This is a genomic window from Streptomyces sp. NPDC056479 (genome assembly GCF_042795335.1).
GTDB lineage: Bacteria > Actinomycetota > Actinomycetes > Streptomycetales > Streptomycetaceae > Streptomyces.
Genome location: NZ_JBHTRZ010000005.1, coordinates 560,716 through 580,340, shown reverse-complemented (window position 1 = coordinate 580,340; position 19,625 = coordinate 560,716). Strand labels below are relative to the sequence as shown.

The window sequence follows — 19,625 nt, the reverse complement described above, 5'->3', positions numbered from 1 at the left end:
GTTCAACGTCAGCCCTCGTCCGGGCCACCGCTCTCCTTGTCGTCGGCCGCCTCGGCAGACTCCTCCTTGACGGTCTGCGCGCCCGGCTGGGGCTCGGCCACGGCCACCCGCGCGGGGCGGATGGTGCGCTCGCCGATGCGATACCCCGGCTGGAGGATCGCGACGCAGGTCGTCTCGGTGACGTCCGGCGCGTAGGAGTGCATCAGGGCCTCGTGGATCGTCGGGTCGAAGGGCTCGCCCTCCTTGCCGAACGCCTGCAGTCCCATCTTCGCCGCGACGGTCTCCAGCGACTCCGCGACGGACTTGAATCCGCCGACGAGTTCGCCGTGTTCCCGTGCGCGGCCGATGTCGTCGATCACGGGCAGGAGCTCGGTCAGGAGGTTCGCGATGGCGATCTCCTTGACCGTGATCCGGTCCCGCTCCACGCGGCGGCGGTAGTTCTGGTACTCGGCCTGGAGCCGCTGGAGGTCCATCGTGCGCTCACCGAGCGCCGTACGCACCTGGTCCAGCTGGGCCACCAGGCCCGCGTCTGCTGCTCCGTCCCCGGCCGGGGCCGCCCCCTCCTGAGGGGCGGCCTTCGACTCGGCGTCGTCAGGGGTCGCGCCGGAGGGGACGTCGGGCTTCTCCTCGAAGCCCGGGGTCTCCTCCGTCATTACGCGACACCGTCCTTGCGCTCGTCGTCCACGATCTCGGCGTCCACGACGTCGTCGTCGGCGGCCTTGCCACCCGGAGCGGCGCCCTCGGGGCCACCCGCGGCCTGGCCGGCCTGGGCGTCGGCGTACATGGCCTGACCGACCTTCTGCGAGACCGCGGCGACCTTCTCGGTGGCGGTGCGGATCTCGGCGGTGTCCTCGCCCTTGAGCGCGGTCTTCAGCTCCTCGACGGCGGCCTCGACCTCGGTCTTGACCTCGCCGGGGACCTTGTCCTCGTTGTCCTTGAGGAACTTCTCCGTCTGGTAGACGAGCTGCTCACCCTGGTTGCGGGACTCGGCGGCCTCGCGGCGGGCGTGGTCCTCCTCCGCGTACTTCTCGGCCTCTTCGCGCATCCGGTTGACCTCGTCCTTCGGCAGCGAGGAGCCACCGGTGACGGTCATCTTCTGCTCCTTGCCCGTGCCGAGGTCCTTCGCGGTCACGTGCATGATGCCGTTGGCGTCGATGTCGAAGGCGACCTCGATCTGCGGGACACCGCGCGGGGCCGGCGGCAGACCGGTCAGCTCGAACATCCCGAGCTTCTTGTTGTACGCCGCGATCTCGCGCTCGCCCTGGTAGACCTGGATCTGCACGGACGGCTGGTTGTCCTCGGCGGTGGTGAAGATCTCGGACCGCTTGGTCGGGATCGTCGTGTTCCGCTCGATGAGCTTGGTCATGATGCCGCCCTTGGTCTCGATGCCGAGGGACAGCGGGGTCACGTCGAGGAGCAGGACGTCCTTGACCTCACCCTTGAGGACACCGGCCTGGAGGGCGGCGCCGATGGCGACGACCTCGTCCGGGTTGACGCCCTTGTTGGCGTCCTTGCCGCCGGTCAGCTCGCGCACGAGCTCGGCGACGGCGGGCATACGGGTGGAGCCACCGACGAGGACGACGTGGTCGATCTCGTTGATGGAGACGCCGGCGTCCTTCATGACGTTGAAGAACGGGGTCTTGCAGCGCTCCAGGAGGTCCGCGGTCAGCTGCTGGAACTGAGCCCGGGTGAGCTTCTCGTCCAGGTGCAGCGGGCCCTCGGCGGAGGCGGTGATGTAGGGCAGGTTGATCGAGGTCTCGGTGGACGAGGACAGCTCGATCTTGGCCTTCTCGGCGGCCTCACGGAGGCGCTGGAGGGCCATCTTGTCCTTGGCGAGGTCCACGCCGTGACCGGACTTGAACTGCTGCACCAGGTAGTCGACGACGCGCTGGTCCCAGTCGTCACCACCGAGGTGGTTGTCACCGTTGGTGGCCTTCACCTCGACGACGCCGTCGCCGATCTCCAGGAGGGACACGTCGAAGGTGCCGCCACCGAGGTCGAAGACGAGGATCGTCTGGTCGTCCTTGTCGAGGCCGTACGCGAGCGCGGCCGCGGTGGGCTCGTTGACGATGCGAAGGACGTTCAGACCGGCGATCTCGCCGGCCTCCTTCGTCGCCTGACGCTCGGAGTCGTTGAAGTACGCCGGGACGGTGATGACCGCGTCGGTCACCTTCTCGCCCAGGTACGACTCGGCGTCGCGCTTCAGCTTCTGGAGGATGAACGCGGAGATCTGCTGCGGGTTGAAGGGCTTCCCGTCGAGCTCCATCTTCCAGTCGGTGCCCATGTGACGCTTCACCGAACGGATGGTCCGGTCCACGTTGGTGACCGCCTGGCGCTTGGCGACCTCGCCGACGAGCACCTCGCCGTTCTTCGCGAAGGCGACGACGGACGGCGTGGTCCTGGCACCCTCGGCGTTGGTGATGACGGTGGGCTCGCCGCCCTCCAGAACGCTGACGACGGAGTTAGTCGTGCCCAGGTCGATGCCGACCGCACGTGCCATGGTGATTTCCTCCAGCTGACTTGAGTGGAACGGACTCAAGTGTGCACGACGGCTCCCCATGGGTCAACAGAGCTGAGTCGACCTCACTCAACTCTTATCCGTTCCTTACGCGCAACTGGGCTCCCACCTGCGAAGACTCGACCCGTGCGGAGGCCCTGACGGAGTCCTGCACGGGAAAACTGGGTTGACGCCGAGGCCCGTAGGTCTTGATGTGCAGCAGCCCGAGTACGGCGATCAGAGCGCCCACCCCCACCCACAACGCCCCGGACCGCGCCATCCATCCCATGTGCACGAGGACGCCGACGAGTACCCCGGAGAAGGCCCCGGCACCCAGCAGAACGGTCACGCCCTGCGGAGTGAGACCGACCCGGCGCAGCCGGTGGGCCAGATGGTCGGGCCCGGGCCGCAGCAGCGGCCGCCCGGCCAGCCGGCGGGACAGCGCCACTAGGACGACGTCGGCGGTGGCGAGGGCGGTGAGCGCGTAGAGCACGCCCGCGCTCGAGACCGGATCGTGCCCGGCCCGGGTCATCACGGCCGACGACGCGAGCACGAAGCCGACGAACAGGGACCCGGACGCTCCGAGCCCGATCTTCGCGGGATGCCAGTTGTGCATGAGGAACCCGGTCAGGGCGGCGGCCAGCACACTGAGCAGCACGGCGAGTTCGTCCATCACCTCGGCCGCCGCGCAGACACCGACGCCGAAGGCGGTGAGCACCCCGACCGTGCCGACCAGCGCGTCCGCGTGGTCGAGCGCCTTGAAGCCGACGGCGACGAGCACGATCCAGCCGACGGCCAGCAGCCCCAGCAGGATCCCCGTGTCGCCGTACGGCACCACGCAGAGCGCCGCCACGGCCGTACCGCCGACCAGGAACCGTGCCTTCACCCGGCGTACGTCGGCGACCAGTCCGAGCACGGCGACGGCGCCCGCGGCGATCAGCAGCCGCATGATCTCCGAGCCCAGTCGGGCGACTCCCGTCCACTCCCCGGCACCTGCCACCAGGCAGGTCACCAGCGCGACGGCCACACCGCCGAGCAGGGGCAGCGGCCGCTGTCGCCGGCGGTCCACGATGCCGAGGCGCAGAGCGGGCAGGCGAAGCAGCGCCGCGAGGAGCGCGGTGAGGAGAAGGGCGGCGGTGGCGGCGGCGATCCCGTAAAGCACGGGCATAGATTAGTGCCGTATATACCATTTCGGGATGAATAACACGATCGGTTCTTAAGGCAACCCTCAGCGACTCAGATCACCTCGCCCCTGGCTACAGTGCGACTGAGGATGGGGGTAGTCTCAGACGGACTGCATAAGTTACCGCTTAGTAATGTCGAGGACCCCCTCGAAACCACCACCTCGCAGGCCCGAGGAGCCCCGAAATGCAACTCGCCGCGATCATCGTGTCGCTGGTGCTGACCGTGGTCGGCGTTGCGCTGCTCGCACGCGCCATCGGCCAGTTCGTCCGGTACTTCAAACTCGGCCAGCCGGTCCCGGCCGGCAGCCGGACCGACAACCCCTACGCGCGCAGCGTGACGCTGGTGCGGGAGTTCCTCGGCCACACCCGGATGAACCGGTGGGGCATCGTCGGAGTCGCCCACTGGTTCGTGGCGGTCGGCTTCCTGACGCTGCCGCCCACCCTGGCCCAGGCCTTCGGCCAGCTCTTCCAGGCCGACTGGACGCTGCCGGTCATCGGCGGGTTCCTGCCGTTCGAGCTGTACATCGAGTTCATCGGTGTGATGACCATCCTGGGCATCGCGGTGCTCATGGTGATCCGCCTGCTCAGCCTGCCCTCGCGCGCGGGCCGCAAGTCCCGCTTCGCGGGCTCGAAGTCCGGCCAGGCCTACTTCGTCGAGTACGTCATCCTCACCATCGGCCTCGCGATCTACGTGCTGCGCGGCCTCGAGGGCGCGATCCACCACGTCGAGCACTACGAGGCGGCGTACTTCGCCTCGTACCCGCTGGTCCTGGCCTTCAAGGGCCTGAGCCTGACCGCGCTGCAGAACCTGGTCTACCTCACCGCGATGGTGAAGATCGGCACCTCGTTCGTCTGGATGATCGTGGTCTCGCTCAACACCAACATGGGTGTGGCCTGGCACCGCTTCCTGGCGTTCCCGAACATCTGGTTCAAGCGCGAGGCGACCGGCGGGACGGCCCTCGGCGGCCTCCAGCCGATGACCTCCGGCGGCAAGCCGATCGACTTCACCGACCCCGGTGACGACGACGTCTTCGGTGTCTCCCAGGTCGAGCAGTTCTCCTGGAAGGGCCTGCTGGACTTCTCCACCTGCACCGAGTGCGGCCGCTGCCAGTCGCAGTGCCCCGCCTGGAACACGGGCAAGCCGCTCTCCCCCAAGCTGCTGATCATGTCGCTGCGCGACCACGCGCACGCCAAGGCGCCGTATCTGCTGGCCGGCGGCGGCAAGAGCATGGAGGGCGAGGAGAAGGCGTCCGAGGAGCAGCTGAAGGACGTCCCCGCGGCCGCCCTCGCGGAGGCCGAGCGCCCGCTGATCGGCACCGCCGAGGAGAACGGCGTCATCGACCCGGACGTCCTGTGGTCCTGCACTACCTGCGGTGCTTGTGTCGAGCAGTGCCCGGTGGACATCGAGCACGTCGACCACATCGTCGACATGCGCCGCTACCAGGTGATGATCGAGTCCGCGTTCCCGTCCGAGGCGGGCACGATGCTCAAGAACCTGGAGAAGAAGGGCAACCCCTGGGGCCTGGCCAAGAAGCAGCGCCTGGAGTGGCTCAAGGAGGTCGAGTTCGATGTCCCGGTCGTCGGCCAGGACATCGAGGACCTCACCGAGGTCGAGTACCTGTACTGGGTCGGCTGCGCCGGCGCCCTGGAGGACCGGGCCAAGAAGACCACGAAGGCCTTCGCCGAGCTGCTGCACATCGCGGGCGTCAAGTTCGCGATCATGGGCGGCGACGAGAAGTGCACCGGTGACTCCGCCCGCCGCCTCGGCAACGAGCCCCTGTTCCAGGAGCTCGGCATGGAGAACGTCATGGCCCTGAACATGGCGTTCGGCGAGGAGATGGACGACGAGGGCAACGTCACGCCCGAGTCGAAGAAGCCGAAGGCGGCGAAGAAGATCGTCGCCACCTGCCCGCACTGCCTCAACACGATCGGCAATGAGTACCCGCAGATCGGCGGCGACTACGAGGTCATCCACCACACCCAGCTGCTCCAGCACCTCGTCGACGAGGGCAAGCTGGTCCCGGTGACCCCGGTCGAAGGCATCATCACCTACCACGACCCCTGCTACCTGGGCCGCCACAACAAGATCTACACGCCTCCGCGCGAGATCATCGCCAGCGTGCCGGGCATCCGCAACGAGGAGATGCACCGCCACAAGGAGCGCGGCTTCTGCTGTGGCGCCGGCGGTGCGCGGATGTGGATGGAGGAGCGGATCGGCAAGCGCATCAACAACGAGCGCGTCGACGAGGCCCTCTCCGTCAACCCGGACATCGTGTCCACGGCCTGCCCGTTCTGCCTCGTCATGCTCACGGACTCCGTGAACGGCAAGAAGAACGAGGGCAAGGCCAAGGAGTCCATCCAGGTCGTCGACGTCGCCCAGCTGCTGCTGGAGTCCGTCAGGACCCCGGTCGCGGACGACGAGCCCCCGGCCGGCGAGGCCGAGGCGGAGGACGCTCCGGAGCCTGCTCCGGTGAAGTGACCGGCCGGGACGGCAGCTGCCTTCCGACGCCCCCTGCTCCCGCCACGGGACAGGGGGCGTCGTGGTACGGCAGGCTGTAGGCAGGAACTGATCGGAAAGGACCGCGGCGTGATCATCTTTGGCACCAAGGGTTACCTGTACCAGCTCGCGATACTCACGCTGGTGTGCGGCCAGTGCGGCAACCCCTCGGCACACACGCTGAGGAAGCGCGTCACGAAGTTCACGCTGTTCTTCGTGCCGCTGTTCCCGATCTCGACCAAGTACGCGACGCAGTGCACCTTCTGCGGCGCGGAACAGAAGGTGGGCCAGGAGCAGGCCGAGCAGCTCCGGGCGCAGGCCACCGCCGGGGGCCCCGGCGGTCAGCAGCCGTACGGACAGCCTCAGCAGCCCTACCGCTCCTGACCCGGTCCCGGCCCGTCCGGCCGGGAATTCCGGAACCCCCGGCGGCGGCCTACGACTTCGGCTGCTTCGGGCCGTTCATCGTGTCGGCGGCGTGCTTCGGGCCGGGACGCGACGAGAACTGGCCGACAAGCTCGCGAAAGCAGACGAGGGCCGTGATCGGCGGAATTCCGACGATCACCATCGCCAGCAGCGAGTCCGCCGACTGGCCGATGCACAGGGCGACGGCCACGCCGGAGGAGATGAACATGACCGCCCACGACCGCCGGGCGGTCCGGCGCTGCACGTACGCCCGCAGGATGGACAGTCCGGCCAGCAGCCACGGCCCGTACACCGTCAGTGGCCACCAGTGGGCCAGCTTCGGCGTGACCACGAGCAGCGCGATCGAGCGCAGCTGATCGTATGAATACGAAATAGACCAGGTGAGCATCGTCACCGCACACAGGGTGATGAGTGTGACCAGGAACGAGACGGTGAGGAACCTCGGGTTTCGGGTGAGACTGTGCGCGCCTTGCTGCGGGCGCTTGCGATGGACCGGGCGGGGCTGGGGCGGAGGCGGCCGTTCCCTGTCCTGCCGGGGCGCAACGGGCTCCGCGATGTGCGGGGCACCCAGCATCTGTGCCAGCTCCTGGTCCAGGTCCCATCCCTCCGGCGAGATCACCTGATCCGGCGCCTGCCAGAGGTTCTGCATGTCGAGCTGCTGGGTGTAATGAGGCTGGTCGCCTACCGCGTCATAGTCGGTCCTCATTTCTAGAACTTTTCCCCTTCCATCGCCGCCCGGAGATATTCACGCTCCATCCGGCCGATGGTTTTCAGGAAATCCTCAAGCAGATCAGAGCAGTGCGTGATGCTTTCCGCAGCGGTCAGATCAGCTGTCTGTAGCGGCCGGAACGCAAGAGCGTCGGCTGCGTATTTTTCCTGCCAAGTCACTCCCACATAACGAGCGCCACGCGGGGCAGGACATCTGGCATTCGGGGGAATATGCGTCAACGGTGATTATCTGGAATATCCAATGACCGGGACCGGACGCTGAAATTCAGAATATCTATGAAACCTGTGTGTCCCTGACTCGCCAGGCGGTGAGGGCGAGGACCGGCCCGACGGCGATGAGCAGGGCGAGAGCGGCGTAACCGTAGGTGAGGGTGGCCACCGAGGCGACGGCGGCGACCAGCAGAGGTCCGCCCGCGTCGCCGAGTTCACGGCCGAGCTCGGCGGAGCCCATGGTCTGGCCGAGCCGTTCTGCCGGGGTGGCCGCGGCCAGGGCGGCGAAGCCGAGCGGGGTGATCAGGCCGGTGCCGACGCCGATCAGGGCGGCGGCGGTGAGAACGCCGGCCAGGCCGGGCAGCATGGCGCAGGCCAGCCCGGCCGCGGTGGCCAGCAGCCCGGCGGTGAGGCCGGTGCGGACGGTGAGCCGGCCGTCGTCCAGGGCCCGCCCCGCCTTCGGCTGTACGACGGCCGCGCAGGCCGCGAGCACCGAGACCGCCGCGCCGGTCGCGACCGTGCCGAGCCCGGCGGCGGCCCCGGAGACCGGCAGGAAGCCGACGCCGACGGAGAGGGCGGCGGTCGCGGCGGCCAGGGCGGCCGTGGGGCGCAGAAACGCCGGGTCGGCCAGGCGGCGGGCCAGGTCCAGCACCGTCTGGCGCTGCTTGGGAAGCGGCGGTACGTGCGGGACGGCGACGGCGGCCCAGAGCGCGACCGCCGCGCCGAGCACCGCCAGGACGACGAACAGCAGCCGCAGACCGCCGGCCCACACCAGGACGCCGCCGAGCAGCGGGCCGAGGGTGTAGCCGATGGACTTGTGGAAGCCGTAGCCGCCGAACGCCCGCCCGTGCTTCGCGGCCGGGTTCAGCCGGGCCACCAGCGCGGAGGCGGACGGGGAGAACGCGGAGGCCGCGGCGCCCTGGCCCAGGCGTGCGGCCCAGAGCCAGCCGGGGCTGTCGGCGACGGCGTAGGCGGCGGATGCGGCCGCGAACGCGACCAGGCCGCCGAGCAGCACCGGGCGGGCGCCGATCCGGTCGGCGAGGGTGCCGAAGACCGGCTTGAGCAGCACCTCGGCGCCGTCGTACAGGGCGAGCAGGCCACCGAGGACGAGCAGGGAGGTCACGGCGTCGTCGGAGTGAGCGCCGAGGTTGGCGGCGATGCCGTGCGCGCCGAAGGCGGTGGTGAAACCGGCGGCGTACAGGGGCCACATCTGGCCCGCCGGGGCGGCCTGCCGGGGGACTGTCGCGGTCACCGGCCGTTCCCCTCGTCGGAGGCCCGCTGCTCCGGCACCTGGTGCAGCGCGGCGAAGACGCGCTCGGCGTAGTCCTCGCAGGCCGCCACGCAGAGCTTCAGGCGCTCGCCGGCCGCCGCGGCCTCGGGGGCGCCGAACACGTCCCGGGCCGTCAGATCCCGGTGCCAGCGACGCAGCCGCTCGAGCGACTGTTCCTCCTCCTCCAGCTCGGCGAGGGTGAACTTGGCGATGCGGATCTCCTTGGCCAGTTCCGACTCGAACTTGCCGCAGTCGGCGAGGAACTCCGACCAGTCGGCGGAGCGCGCGGCCGTGAACATGGCCCGCAGCCGCTGCCCGTCCTGACTGCCGCGCCCGGTCGCCGCGAGCGACACCGCCTCACCGCCGGCCCGCTCGGTCAGCTCCAGCACCCGGCCGATCCCGTCGGCGAACAGCGGTACGTCCGGTACGGCCCACACGCCCTGCCCGAGGGAGAGGGCGCCGGTCTTCCGCAGTTCGCGCCAGACGGCGACGCGGTGCCGGGAGGGTTCGGCGGGGACCCGGACGACGAGGACGATCCAGCGCGTCCCGTCACGCGCGTCGCCGTCCTCGCCGTTCCGCATCTCAGTCACACTTCGGAATGTAGCAGCCGTTACATCCGAATGGAACCCTGTCAGTCCTGGCGCTCGACGTCCGTGCCGGGTCCCCCCGAGAGGGTGTCCGTGCCCGCGCCGCCGTACAGCTTGTCGTTGCCGCTGTTGCCGTAGATCGTGTCGTTGCCGCCGTCGCCGTGCAGGACGTCGGCGCCGCGGCCGCCGTACAGGAAGTCGTCTCCGGTGCCGGCCCGCACCGTGTCGTTGCCGTCACCGCCGGACAGGCGCTGCCGGTCCGCGCCGCCGAGGACGACATCGTTGCCCGCGCCGCCGTCCGCATCGCTCTCGTCGCCGTAGGCATAGATCCGGTCGGCGCCGTTCTGGCCCAGCGAGATGGTCACGTCGGCGGCGCGGATCGTGTCGTCGCCGTCCCCGGCGAAGGCCGCCGCGGCGGTGCCCAGCGTGATGGAGTCGTCGCCCGGTCCGCCCATGATCTGGCTGCCGTCGACGCTGCCGGCGTGGTTCGACCTGTCCTTTCCGGCGCCCAGGTCGACCCAGGCCGTGTAGTAGGCCTGGTCGGTGGAGTTGCCGTAGAGGAAGTCGTCGTCGCCGTCGCCGAGTCGCACCTCCAGGGTGACGTACGGGTCCTGGCTGTCGTGGGTCTCGACCGTGCAGGCGACCTTGGTGCGGTCGGCGCCGTCGGGATGGGTGCAGCCCTCGCCCGCGGTGATCGGGACCACGTCGTCGATGACGTATGTGATGCGCGCCAGGCCTTCGGCGGAGGTCGCGGTGACGGTCACCTCGTTGGTCTGGCCGGGCGCCGCCAGGTAGCCGATCGCCGAGCCGTGGGCGGCGGCCGTCGCGGTGGCCGGCGGTGTGGCGGCACCGGCCACCGCGGGCAGGGCGATCGACACGGTCAGCGCCGCGCCGGCGGTCAGGGTCAGGGCCGTCGCCGCGGTTAACGCCGTGCGGCTGATGGAGCGAGAGGGCATTGCACAACCTCCTGGGGAGCGTGTGGTTCGACAACCACGTGACTCCCGGCCGCTGCGGGGGGTTGTGCACGGATGTGTACGGCGGCAGGCCTGCACCGTCCCGGCGGAGGGCGCGCGGACATCGCCGACCAGCGATGATCGATCCGTCGGCGGGTACGGCGGCGCCTGCCCGACGGGCGGATGTCGTCAGGAATTCATGAGGCGAGCCAGTCGGCGTAGCGGGTCGGCGCGAGATGCGCGTCCTTGTCGGTGAGGACGTCGCCCTTCACGACGGCGAACATGCCGGCCGTCGGGTCGGTGACGACCGTACGGTTGTCGCCCTTGCGGGACAGGGTGAAGCGGCCCACTTCGTCGAGGTTGAAGATCTCGGGGCCGCCGATCGGGTGAATGCCGTTGATCGGGGTGCCGGCGGCGACCTCCGCCACCGCGGCGGCCACGTCCTTGGCGGCGATCGGCTGGACCGGCGTGGCGGGGAGCCGGACGGTGCCGCCGTCGGCCGTCCAGGACATGACGGCGTCGATGAACTCCATGAACTGCGTCGCCCGGACGATCGAGTAGGGGACCGGCCCGGCCGCGAGGAGTTCCTCCTGGAGCGCCTTGGCCTTGTAGTAGTCCAGCTCCGGCACCTGGTCGACGCCGACGATGGAGAGGATGACGAAGTGGCCGACGCCGCCCTTGGCGGACGCGGCCAGCAGGTTCTCCATCGAGGTCCGGAAGAACGCGGGCGAGGCTTCGTCGAAGGTCGGTGAGTTCGTCAGGTTGACGACGACGTCGGCCCCCGCCACCGCCTCGTCCACCCCCTGACCGGTGATGACGTCGACTCCGGTGGTGAGTGCGTGCGGCACCGCCTCGTGCCCGGCGGAGTTCAGATTCTTGACGACCTGCGAGCCGATCAGACCGGTGCCGCCGATGACCGCGAACTTCATGGCATGCCTTTCGTCAGGGGACATCTGCTGGTCGGGGAACCTCTGCAATGTGGCATACCGGGCACCCCTTGGGTATGCCATCTATGGGCAGACATGGCCGAAAGGGGTGACCCTGCGGCACCCCTTTCGGCACCCTTCCCGACCGGCCGGGGTCAGCCGGCGCGGCCCGTGGCCGAGCCGAAGCCCAGCCAGGTGTGGCGGTTGCCCCACCAGCACCAGCCGACCTTCGGGGCATTGCGGCGCTCGCGGCCGTCGCGTCCCGTGCCGTTGCTGATCCAGATCGCCGGGGTACGGGCGTCGAGAGTGCCGTTCGCCTTGCGCAGCCGGGAGCCGATGGTCATGAAGCAGCGGTTGCGCTCCAGGGCCGCCGGCTGCTGGAGCACCCAGTGGATGCCCTCGGTGAGCACCAGCGGGGTGCGGTCGTCCTCGGTGAGCGCGGGCAGCGCCTCCTCCGGGCTCCAGTTGGCCATGTGGTCGCCGCGGTCGAGGCCGGTGACGACGTAGAGCGGCGCGTCGGGCAGCTCTACGGCGTGCGGCGCGAAGTCGTCGACGTCAGGCATGTCGACGACGACGAAGCCGGGCTTGTCGTCACGGCGGAGCAGCGGCGCGAGGGCGGAGGCGGGGACGCGGTCCGGGTGGACGGCGAGCAGGGCGTCGCCGGCCGTGGGCTGCCCCTTGGCGAAGGCGCGCAGTTCGCCGGCCGGTATCCCCGCCAGCTCGTGCACCCCCAGCTCGATCAGACGTGCCGCCTGAACGGGGAGCGGCGCAAGCGGTGGGATCGAAGACGGCTCGGTGGCGTGGGACGACGTATCGGTCACGGTCCTCCTCAAAGTTCACGAATGCGCATTTCGGGCCGCGCGCACGGGATTCCCCGTGCCGCGAGCACGTGATCAACGCCCCGGTTGGCCGGAATGTTCCTGACGCGACGGTTCGCCCACAGCGCGGTGACGGACAGAGCCCCGCACAGGACTGTCCCTCCATCTCGAACGCGTGCATGATTGCCCGGTTGTTGCCCCAGATGCTGACGAGGTGAGCGGTGCGCACGCGAAGAAGCGGGAAGTGTACGGCGGCCATGACCGGCACCCTCTCGGTCCTCGCCCTCGCGGTCGCCGCCTGCGGCCCCACCCGGCACGACGACGCCCAGCCCGCCCGGCACACCCCCGTCCAGGTGGCCGACGCCCCGGCGCAGCTCCCCATTCCGCGGGGCAAGGGCAGCAAGACCCCCGACGACTTCAACGGCGACGGCCACCGCGACCTCGTCCTGGGCGACCTGGTGAAGGCCCAGGCCCACGCGGACGACGCGGGCATCGGCATCGTCTACGGCGGTGAGCGCGGACTCGCCCCGGGCGCACGGCAGTTGCTCAGCCCCGAGCGGCAGGCGGCCCCGACCAAGGGGCAACTCCCGGCCGTCTTCGACGCGGAGGCGACCTGCGACCTGGACGGCGACGGCTTCACCGACCTCGTCGTCTCCACCGACCCGCCCTACGACGGCCAGGGGCAGCCGCCGGTGCCGTTGCAGATCCTCTTCGGTTCGCCGACCGGCCTGACCGGCAAGGCGGTCAAGCTGGCGATCCCGGACCGCGCCCGCGTCGGCAACGACTGGGCCGACCAGCCGGTGTGCGGCGACTTCGACGGCGACGACGCGCAGGACCTGGTCGTGCACGCGTCGGGCGGCCAACTGAGCTTCCTGCGCGGCCCGTTCAGCCGCAAGGGTGCCCCACGCGCGGCGGGCGCCCCCATCCAGGCGCCCGGCAACGTCCCCACGGGCCCGGCGGTCGACGTCGACGACGACGGCTACGACGACCTCGTGGTGCGCGCCGCGGCAGCCAGCGGCAAGTCGGCGCTCGTCCTCGGCGGGCCGACCGGCCCCACCCGCACGGGGGCCACCCTCCCCGCCGGCATCGACGTGGCCCTCGGCACCTTCGGCAAGGGCAAGGGGGCCCTGGACGCGGCGATCGGCACGATGGGCGAAACGTCCCTGCGCTACGACCTCCCGGCGGCCGCCGTACGCGCGACCCTCGACTCCCCCGGCTCCACACTCGACGCCGCCGACTTCGACGGCGACGGCCTGAGCGAGCTCCTCTCCAGCGGCTCGCGGCTGCGCATCTTCCACGGCCGTACGGCAGGACTCGCGACGGCGGGCATGGTCACCGTGGAGCCGCCCGCCCGGGGCACCACACGCGTCGTGTCGACCGGCGACTTCGACGGGGACGGGCGGGCGGACCTGGTGGTGCGGACGTACGCGGGCGAGACGAAGGACACGGTGGCGGTGTATCCGGGGGCGGAGAAGGGGCTGGTTTCGGCGGAGCCGGCGGTCACCTTCTCCAGCTCGGAGTTCCTGGCGAAGTAGCGGGCCTTCAGTCGGCGACGCGGGCACCGATGGCGCGGGCGCGGCGGCGGGCCTCGGGGCTGAGGCCCTTGCGGCGGGGGGAGGTGCGCCAGTTGTAGGCGGTGGGCTGGGCAACGTAGCTCAGCGTCTTCGGCCCAGGCCTGGCGACCACACAAGCGAATCGAGGATCTCCGGCGTACCACAACTCGTCCTGGAACCCCCTGCGCACGACGCGGTCCCAGATACGGAAGAGCCCGCCATGCTCCTCGGGCGACTCCGTCTTCTCCGGCCGGTCCGGATTCGGCAGGACGAACATTGCTCTCGCCCACCTGGACCGTCGCTGGTCAGCGTGCACACCGTCGGGCTGCTGCCGCCAGGGATAGACCTTGAGGATCCGGTACATGCGCCAGAGCTTGAAGAGTCCGTACACCTGGGCACCCACGAGGTAGGCGATCATCACCAGAGGCAAGGCCCCCACGGCTGCCAGACCGCCCGAAAGGGTCGCGATCACCACACCGTAGAGCCAGGCCAGCCACAGCGCCGCCCATCCGAGCATCTTGCCCACAAGCCGTGCCGCCCAGCGGAGCAACGCGGCGCGGGTGCCAGGGGTCTCCCAGGCAGCAGGGCCGTCGAAGCCCCCGGCGTTCTTGCTCAGTCTCATTGCGATCACCCGAAGTCGCCGGCGATGTCGTCCTTGACGGTCCCGCCGCCGTCGGTCCCGTCGCCCCGTGCGGCACGCTCGATCTCGGGCAGCGGATCGTGGAAGGACACCGTGTGCGCGATGCCCTCCATCAGGTCGCGGTAGTGCGTCCGGGAACCCACGGCCGTGGTGCGACGTCGTACTTGGACGCCAGCTCCCGGCGGCCGGTCAACCCGCCGTGCCAGGCGCCGAGATGCCCGGCGGCCTTGGTCGGCGAGGTGTGCGCGTCCTTCATGTACTTCGGCAGATCGCCGTCGAGGGCCTCGCGGAAGCCCACGGCGGCGTCGCCCTCCCAGAAGCTGGACTCGCCGAGCAGCACGGGGTTCCACCCGAGGTGGACGTAGGGGTTCTGTGCCATCGCGATCACTTCCCCGCGGCCGCGGCGCGCTTGAAGCTCTCCTCCAGGGAGGTCTCCACTTCGCGGTAGTTGTCCGTGTTCTTCTGCAGTACGTGCTGGAGGGCGGTCCGCACCTGCTCGAGGGAGTCGTTGGCACCCTTGAGGTCCTTGGTGAAGGCGGCAAGCTGATCAATATCGGTCTTGAAGTGGTCCCCCACGCACGTCCTCCCCCTTCACGCTTCGCGGTCGCATCGGCAAACGACTGCCGACGGCCGAATGGGCCCGATCATGCCACGGGAGGGTGAAGGGACCAGGTGAGGGTCACCGAATCCACTGAATCCACACGAAACAGTCCACGCCCCAGCCGCCTCGAAAAATTACCGAACTCACGTACAACCCTTGCCCCTCATCGCAGGTCTCCTGATCGCCGACCGCACGGTGAACCCGAGGACAACTCCCGGAGAACGCCCACGGTTGCACCCCATTGTCTGTGGATGTCCGCCAGGCATCCCCGCATGCAGCAGGAGACCCGCATGCACAAGCACCACCTGCGACTCGCCCTCGCCACGGCCACCGCGGCCGCGCTGACGGGCGGTCTGCTCACCTTCGCCGCCTCGACGGCCACCGCCGCCGACTCGGCCACCGTCCCGCACGCCGACTTCAACGGCGACGGCCGGGGCGACGTGGCCTTCTCGGCCGACGGCGCGTACGTCAACGGCAAGAAGGACGCCGGGCAGCTCGTCGTCCTGTACGGCACCGCCACCGGCGTCTCGTCCGCCAAGCGCCACACCATCAGCCAGAACACCACCGGCGCCCCCGGCACCGCCGAGGCCGGCGACCGCTTCGGCTACGACACCGCGTTCGCCGACTTCAACGGCGACGGCTACGACGACATCGCCGTGGGCGCCCAGGGCGAGGACGTCGGCAGCGACGTCGACGGCGGTGGTCTGGCCATCCTGTGGGGCTCGGCCTCCGGCATCACCGGCGAGGGCGTCACGATCGCCGACCCGGCCCCGACCGCGCACGACCGCTGGGGCAAGAACCTCGCCGCCGGCGACTTCGACGGCGACGGCAAGGCCGACCTGGCCGTCGGCAGCAACAACGCCACCCTCTACGTCTTCAAGGGCGGCTTCGCCGTCTCCGGCATCCCGGGCGGCCGCTACACCATCAAGCCTCCGATCATGGGCGCCGACGCGAACGGCCCGCTGAACCTGAGCGCGGGCGACGTCAACGGCGACGGCCGCACCGACCTGGTCGTCGACGGCTACGAGTACCAGACCGACTACGGCTGGAACGAGAACTCCTACATCCCCGGCGCCTCCAGCGGCCTCGCCGTGGGCAACATCCGGACCCTCAAGCCCGGCGTGATCACCGCGATCGGCGACATCGACAACGACGGCTTCGGCGACATCGTCAGCGGCGCCCAGTGGAACGCCACCACCGACGACGGCACCTCCGTCCCGAACTCCGCCAAGGGCGGCAAGGTCTGGGTGACGTACGGCACGGTGGACGGCCCCGGCTCGGCCACCGGCATCACCCAGGACACCGGCAACGTCCCCGGCGCCTCCGAGACCAACGACTGGTTCGGCTACGAGCTCGACCTCGGCGACATCAACGGGGACAACTACCTCGACCTCGCCATCGGCGTCGCCGGCGAGAACATCGGCAGCGCGGTGAACACCGGAGCCGTCACGATCCTGTACGGCAACGCGAGCGGCCTGAACACCACCTCGGGCGCGCAGTCCTTCGCACAGAGCACCGCGGGCGTCCCCGGCAACGACGAGAACGACGACATGTTCGGCATCGACCTCAAGCTGGACGACGTCACCGGCGACGGCAAGGCCGACCTGATCGCCGGCTCCGCCGAGAACGACGGCAACGGCGGGGTCACCTACCTGCCCTCCAACGGCTCGAAGATCACCACCACCGGCTCCCGCAGCATCGCCCCGAGCACCTCGGGCGTCTCGACGACGGGCACGCCCTGGTTCGGCGCCAACTTCGCCGACTGAGCCACCGTACGACCCTCACGGCCGGGCCCGTCCCTCCACGGGCCCGGCCTCTGGCACACGGGGCGACCCGGGCCCGCCCCCACCGGGCAGCGGACTCGCCCCCCTCCTCCCAGGAGCAACCCACCTTGCGCAAGCGCCCTCTTCTCCTCGCCGCCACCCTCACCACCGGCCTGCTCACCGCGCTTCCGGCCACCCCCGCCTCCGCCGCGCCCTCCGGCCTGGCCGGTGACTTCAACGGAGACGGGTACCGCGACGTCGCCGTCAGCGCCATGTGCACCGACGTCGGCTCCGCGTCCTGCGCCGGCGCCGTCGTCGTGCTGTACGGCTCGTCGACCGGTGTGTCGGCCACCCGCAAGGCCGTGATCACGCAGAACTCCACCGGGGTGCCGGGCACCGCCGAGGCGAACGACCTGTTCGGGTCCTCCCTCGCCGCCGCCGACCTCGACCGCGACGGCTACTCCGACCTCGTCGTCGGCTCCTCAGGCGAGAGCATCGGCGACCGCGACGGCATCGGCTCCGGCACCGTTCTGTGGGGCTCCAAGTCCGGCCTGTCCGGCGGCAAGGGCCTGCCCCAGCCGTCCTCGCTCGCCGAGTGGGGCGGCTTCTCGCACGGCGCCGCGACCGGTGACTTCGACGGTGACGGCGACATGGACGTCACGCTGACCGGCCAGAGCCACACCCGCATGTACCTGGGCCCGTTCACCCGCACCGGCGGCCCGCTCAGCCACTACGGTGTCGGCGAGCTCGGCTCGACCTACGACGTGATCGCGGGCGACCTCACCGGCGACGGCGCGGCCGAGCGCGTCTACCCGTTCGGCGTGGACGGCGACTCCGGCGGCGACATCCGCTACTTCCGCTGGAACGGCGGCGGCTACGACTTCACCAAGCTGCCGAACGCGGACGGCCTTTCGGGCTCCGTCGCCGACATCAACGGCGACGGCTACGGCGACCTCGTCCTCGGCGACTCCTCGGACCCCAACGCCTCCAAGCCCGGCGGCCACAAGGGCGGCCAGATCACCGTCTGGTACGGCGGCCCGAACGGCCCCGACCCCGCGCAGAAGCCGACCGTCGTCCACCAGGACAGCACGAACGTGCCCGGCTCCGGCGAGACCGACGACGGCTTCGGCATGTTCCTGAGCACCGGCGACATCAACGGCGACAAGTTCGCCGATGTCGCCGTCGCCGTCCCGGGCGAGGACCTCGGCTCGGCGAAGGAGGCCGGCTCGGTGACCGTGCTGTTCGGCTCGGCGTCCGGCCTGAAGACGTCGGGCTCGAAGTCGTACACGCAGAACACCGCCGGCGTGCCCGGCAGCGCCGAGTCCTGGGACCGCTTCGGCTCCGCGGTCGACCTCACCGACATCACCAAGGACGGCAAGGCCGACCTGATCATCGGCGTCGACGGCGAGAACGGCGCGGGTGGCGTCTGGACCCTGCGCGGCAGCTCCACGGGCCTGACCACGACCGGCGCCCAGGGGCTGACCGCCGCCTCGGTCAAGGCCGGCAACTACTTCGGCTCGGTGATCGCCCAGTGACGTACCGGCGGCTGCCCGCCGTGCTCCTCGCGGCGGCCCTGACCCCGCTCGCCCTGGCCCTCACGGCCCCCTCGGCCCACGCCGCCACGGCCGCCAAGCCGTACGACTTCAACGGCGACGGCCGCCTCGACCTCGCGATCGGCGCGCCGGGCGCCACGGTGGGCGGGAAGGCCAAGGCGGGCGCCGTGTCCGTCGTCTACGCAAGCTCTGGCGGGCTCAAGACCTCGACGCGGACCCTCATCACCCAGAACACGGCGGGCGTCCCGGGCGCCGCCGAGAGCGACGACGCCTTCGGGACCGCCGTCGCCTCCGCCGACCTCAACACCGACGGGTACGCGGACCTCCTGATCGGCGCCCCCGGCGAGGACGTCAACGGGGACACCAACGACGGCACGGTCGTCACGGTCTGGGGCTCCAAGTCCGGCCTGTCCGGCGCCCGTTCGGTGCCCAATCCACTCGACGCGGACCTCGACCGCTACGGGCAGTCGCTGACGGTCGGCGACGTCGAGTACGACGGCGACCTGGACATCGTCGTCGGCTCCACCGGCCCGGTCGGGCTGACCTTCATCAACGGCCCCTTCACCAGGACCAGTTCCTTCCAGGGCGGTTCGGGGTCGGGCTTCTACGACACCCACTCCACGTCGTACGGCATCACGCCCGTGTCCCTCGGACACGTCTCGGCCTCCTCGGACACCAACCTCGTCGTGCACGGCCGCAGGCTGGGCACCGACGACGCGGTCACCCACCTGGTGACCGACCCGTCCATCGGCAACTACACCGACTGGTGGCAGGAACTGCCGTCCGGATACGTCTCCGCCCTCGGCGACATCGACAAGGACGGGCACGCGGACATCGCGATCGGCAACGAGCGCGAGACCTCCGCCGACCCGGCCGGCGCCAAGGGCGGCAAGGTCACCGTCGTGTACGGCGGCCCGGCGGGCGTGGACCCGTCCCGGACTCCTCTGGTCCTCACCCAGGACACCGCCGGCATCCCCGGCGCGTCCGAGTCCGGCGACCGTTTCGGCAGCGGCGTCTCCCTCGGGGACGTCAACGGCGACGGCTACGCCGACCTGGCCGTCGGCGCCTCCGGCGAGAACTCCGGAGCAGGCTCGGTGACCGTCCTGTACGGCTCGGCGTCCGGACTGCGCACGACCGGCGTGCAGTCCTTCACGCAGAACACCGCCGGCGTGCCCGGTACCTCCGAGCCGAACGACCGCTTCGGCGCCCGCGTCCTGCTCGCCGACCACTCCGGCGACCGCCGCGCCGAGCTCACCGTCTCCGCGACCGGCGAGAACGGCGACGGTGCCGTCTGGTCGCTGCGCGGCGCGGCGAGCGGCGTGACGACGGGCGGGGCGGCGAGCTTCGGCCCGGGGACCACGGGTGTCTCCACGGCGGGCAGCCCCGGCTACGGCACGGCCCTCAATTCCTGAACTCCTCGA

At 70.4% G+C, this 19,625-nt stretch carries 20 protein-coding genes; 6 read left to right on the top strand and 14 right to left on the bottom strand.

All coding sequences use genetic code 11. The features are described from left to right. Positions 1–8: 8 nt before the first annotated feature. The 3 genes from grpE to ACFQ6S_RS23025 all read right to left on the bottom strand — a co-directional run bounded on the left by grpE (position 9) and on the right by ACFQ6S_RS23025 (position 3,659). A complete protein-coding gene (gene grpE, locus ACFQ6S_RS23035) occupies positions 9–653 on the bottom strand; it encodes a nucleotide exchange factor GrpE (RefSeq protein WP_383412735.1) in 645 nt (214 codons plus the stop codon). Continuing rightward, positions 653–2,500, bottom strand: a complete 1,848-nt coding sequence (gene dnaK, locus ACFQ6S_RS23030; RefSeq protein ID WP_383412732.1) for a molecular chaperone DnaK — start codon at positions 2,498–2,500, stop codon at positions 653–655. Before dnaK ends, grpE begins: the two co-directional genes overlap by 1 nt. Positions 2,501–2,594: 94 nt before the next feature. Beyond that, positions 2,595–3,659 (bottom strand): MraY family glycosyltransferase, encoded by a 1,065-nt coding sequence (locus ACFQ6S_RS23025; RefSeq protein WP_383412730.1) that lies wholly within the window; start codon positions 3,657–3,659, stop codon positions 2,595–2,597. A gap of 206 nt (positions 3,660–3,865) precedes the next feature. Here ACFQ6S_RS23025 and ACFQ6S_RS23020 point away from each other — a divergent pair, with 206 nt between their 5' ends. Both ACFQ6S_RS23020 and ACFQ6S_RS23015 read left to right on the top strand, forming a co-directional pair. Next, on the top strand, positions 3,866–6,160 hold the full coding sequence (locus tag ACFQ6S_RS23020) for a (Fe-S)-binding protein (protein WP_383412727.1): 2,295 nt from the start codon (positions 3,866–3,868) through the stop codon (positions 6,158–6,160). A 108-nt stretch (positions 6,161–6,268) separates the two neighbouring features. Further along, positions 6,269–6,562, top strand: coding sequence for a zinc-ribbon domain-containing protein (locus ACFQ6S_RS23015; RefSeq protein WP_383412724.1), 294 nt, complete (start codon positions 6,269–6,271; stop codon positions 6,560–6,562). A 49-nt stretch (positions 6,563–6,611) separates the two neighbouring features. Here ACFQ6S_RS23015 and ACFQ6S_RS23010 read toward each other — a convergent pair whose 3' ends face one another. The 7 genes from ACFQ6S_RS23010 to ACFQ6S_RS22980 all read right to left on the bottom strand — a co-directional run bounded on the left by ACFQ6S_RS23010 (position 6,612) and on the right by ACFQ6S_RS22980 (position 12,097). Then, entirely contained in the window at positions 6,612–7,307 is a 696-nt protein-coding gene (locus tag ACFQ6S_RS23010) for a DUF2637 domain-containing protein (protein WP_383412721.1), read from the bottom strand. A gap of 2 nt (positions 7,308–7,309) precedes the next feature. Next, on the bottom strand, positions 7,310–7,489 hold the full coding sequence (locus tag ACFQ6S_RS23005; protein ID WP_383412719.1) for a hypothetical protein: 180 nt from the start codon (positions 7,487–7,489) through the stop codon (positions 7,310–7,312). A gap of 115 nt (positions 7,490–7,604) precedes the next feature. Then, positions 7,605–8,750, bottom strand: coding sequence for an MFS transporter (locus ACFQ6S_RS23000; RefSeq protein WP_383413003.1), 1,146 nt, complete (start codon positions 8,748–8,750; stop codon positions 7,605–7,607). Positions 8,751–8,788: 38 nt separating this feature from the next. Next, a complete protein-coding gene (locus tag ACFQ6S_RS22995) occupies positions 8,789–9,391 on the bottom strand; it encodes a Chromate resistance protein ChrB (RefSeq protein ID WP_383413000.1) in 603 nt (200 codons plus the stop codon). Between the two features lie 50 nt (positions 9,392–9,441). Beyond that, the gene (locus ACFQ6S_RS22990) at positions 9,442–10,353 is read right to left on the bottom strand and encodes a calcium-binding protein (protein ID WP_383412717.1); all 912 of its coding nucleotides are present in this window, start codon (positions 10,351–10,353) and stop codon (positions 9,442–9,444) included. Between the two features lie 194 nt (positions 10,354–10,547). Beyond that, positions 10,548–11,279: an SDR family oxidoreductase gene (locus ACFQ6S_RS22985; protein ID WP_383412714.1), complete on the bottom strand. Its 732-nt coding sequence runs from the start codon at positions 11,277–11,279 to the stop codon at positions 10,548–10,550. A gap of 152 nt (positions 11,280–11,431) precedes the next feature. Continuing rightward, the gene (locus ACFQ6S_RS22980; protein ID WP_383412711.1) at positions 11,432–12,097 is read right to left on the bottom strand and encodes a DUF5701 family protein; all 666 of its coding nucleotides are present in this window, start codon (positions 12,095–12,097) and stop codon (positions 11,432–11,434) included. Between the two features lie 254 nt (positions 12,098–12,351). Between ACFQ6S_RS22980 and ACFQ6S_RS22975 the strand changes: the two genes are divergently transcribed. Continuing rightward, positions 12,352–13,629 (top strand): FG-GAP repeat domain-containing protein, encoded by a 1,278-nt coding sequence (locus ACFQ6S_RS22975; RefSeq protein WP_383412708.1) that lies wholly within the window; start codon positions 12,352–12,354, stop codon positions 13,627–13,629. A 7-nt stretch (positions 13,630–13,636) separates the two neighbouring features. Here ACFQ6S_RS22975 and ACFQ6S_RS22970 read toward each other — a convergent pair whose 3' ends face one another. The 4 genes from ACFQ6S_RS22970 to ACFQ6S_RS22955 are packed head-to-tail and all read right to left on the bottom strand — an operon-like array spanning position 13,637 to position 14,863. After that, positions 13,637–14,269: a hypothetical protein gene (locus tag ACFQ6S_RS22970; protein WP_383412705.1), complete on the bottom strand. Its 633-nt coding sequence runs from the start codon at positions 14,267–14,269 to the stop codon at positions 13,637–13,639. 5 nt (positions 14,270–14,274) lie between these two features. Further along, positions 14,275–14,400: a hypothetical protein gene (locus tag ACFQ6S_RS22965; protein WP_383412702.1), complete on the bottom strand. Its 126-nt coding sequence runs from the start codon at positions 14,398–14,400 to the stop codon at positions 14,275–14,277. After that, positions 14,400–14,666: a hypothetical protein gene (locus ACFQ6S_RS22960; RefSeq protein WP_383412699.1), complete on the bottom strand. Its 267-nt coding sequence runs from the start codon at positions 14,664–14,666 to the stop codon at positions 14,400–14,402. The genes ACFQ6S_RS22965 and ACFQ6S_RS22960 overlap by 1 nt, the downstream gene beginning before the upstream one ends. A 5-nt stretch (positions 14,667–14,671) precedes the next feature. Beyond that, positions 14,672–14,863, bottom strand: coding sequence for a hypothetical protein (locus ACFQ6S_RS22955; protein ID WP_383412696.1), 192 nt, complete (start codon positions 14,861–14,863; stop codon positions 14,672–14,674). A gap of 315 nt (positions 14,864–15,178) precedes the next feature. Here ACFQ6S_RS22955 and ACFQ6S_RS22950 point away from each other — a divergent pair, with 315 nt between their 5' ends. From ACFQ6S_RS22950 to ACFQ6S_RS22940, 3 genes are all read left to right on the top strand, one after another. Continuing rightward, positions 15,179–16,654, top strand: coding sequence for a VCBS repeat-containing protein (locus ACFQ6S_RS22950; protein ID WP_383412693.1), 1,476 nt, complete (start codon positions 15,179–15,181; stop codon positions 16,652–16,654). A 125-nt stretch (positions 16,655–16,779) separates the two neighbouring features. Further along, entirely contained in the window at positions 16,780–18,186 is a 1,407-nt protein-coding gene (locus ACFQ6S_RS22945) for an FG-GAP repeat protein (RefSeq protein WP_383412690.1), read from the top strand. Continuing rightward, a complete protein-coding gene (locus tag ACFQ6S_RS22940) occupies positions 18,183–19,616 on the top strand; it encodes a hypothetical protein (RefSeq protein WP_383412687.1) in 1,434 nt (477 codons plus the stop codon). Before ACFQ6S_RS22945 ends, ACFQ6S_RS22940 begins: the two co-directional genes overlap by 4 nt. Positions 19,617–19,625: the final 9 nt, after the last annotated feature.

Coding starts and splice junctions, on each gene's coding strand:
- ACFQ6S_RS22975 (WP_383412708.1), top strand. CDS start 12,352: ATGACCGGCACCCTCTCGGTCCTCGCCCTCGCGGTCGCCGCCTGCGGC.
- ACFQ6S_RS22965 (WP_383412702.1), bottom strand. CDS start 14,400: ATGGAGGGCATCGCGCACACGGTGTCCTTCCACGATCCGCTGCCCGAG.
- ACFQ6S_RS22970 (WP_383412705.1), bottom strand. CDS start 14,269: ATGAGACTGAGCAAGAACGCCGGGGGCTTCGACGGCCCTGCTGCCTGG.
- ACFQ6S_RS23020 (WP_383412727.1), top strand. CDS start 3,866: ATGCAACTCGCCGCGATCATCGTGTCGCTGGTGCTGACCGTGGTCGGC.
- ACFQ6S_RS22990 (WP_383412717.1), bottom strand. CDS start 10,353: ATGCCCTCTCGCTCCATCAGCCGCACGGCGTTAACCGCGGCGACGGCC.
- ACFQ6S_RS22995 (WP_383413000.1), bottom strand. CDS start 9,391: ATGCGGAACGGCGAGGACGGCGACGCGCGTGACGGGACGCGCTGGATC.
- dnaK (WP_383412732.1), bottom strand. CDS start 2,500: ATGGCACGTGCGGTCGGCATCGACCTGGGCACGACTAACTCCGTCGTC.
- ACFQ6S_RS22950 (WP_383412693.1), top strand. CDS start 15,179: ATGCACAAGCACCACCTGCGACTCGCCCTCGCCACGGCCACCGCGGCC.
- ACFQ6S_RS22960 (WP_383412699.1), bottom strand. CDS start 14,666: ATGGCACAGAACCCCTACGTCCACCTCGGGTGGAACCCCGTGCTGCTC.
- ACFQ6S_RS22985 (WP_383412714.1), bottom strand. CDS start 11,279: ATGAAGTTCGCGGTCATCGGCGGCACCGGTCTGATCGGCTCGCAGGTC.
- ACFQ6S_RS23000 (WP_383413003.1), bottom strand. CDS start 8,750: ATGTGGCCCCTGTACGCCGCCGGTTTCACCACCGCCTTCGGCGCGCAC.
- grpE (WP_383412735.1), bottom strand. CDS start 653: ATGACGGAGGAGACCCCGGGCTTCGAGGAGAAGCCCGACGTCCCCTCC.
- ACFQ6S_RS23010 (WP_383412721.1), bottom strand. CDS start 7,307: ATGAGGACCGACTATGACGCGGTAGGCGACCAGCCTCATTACACCCAG.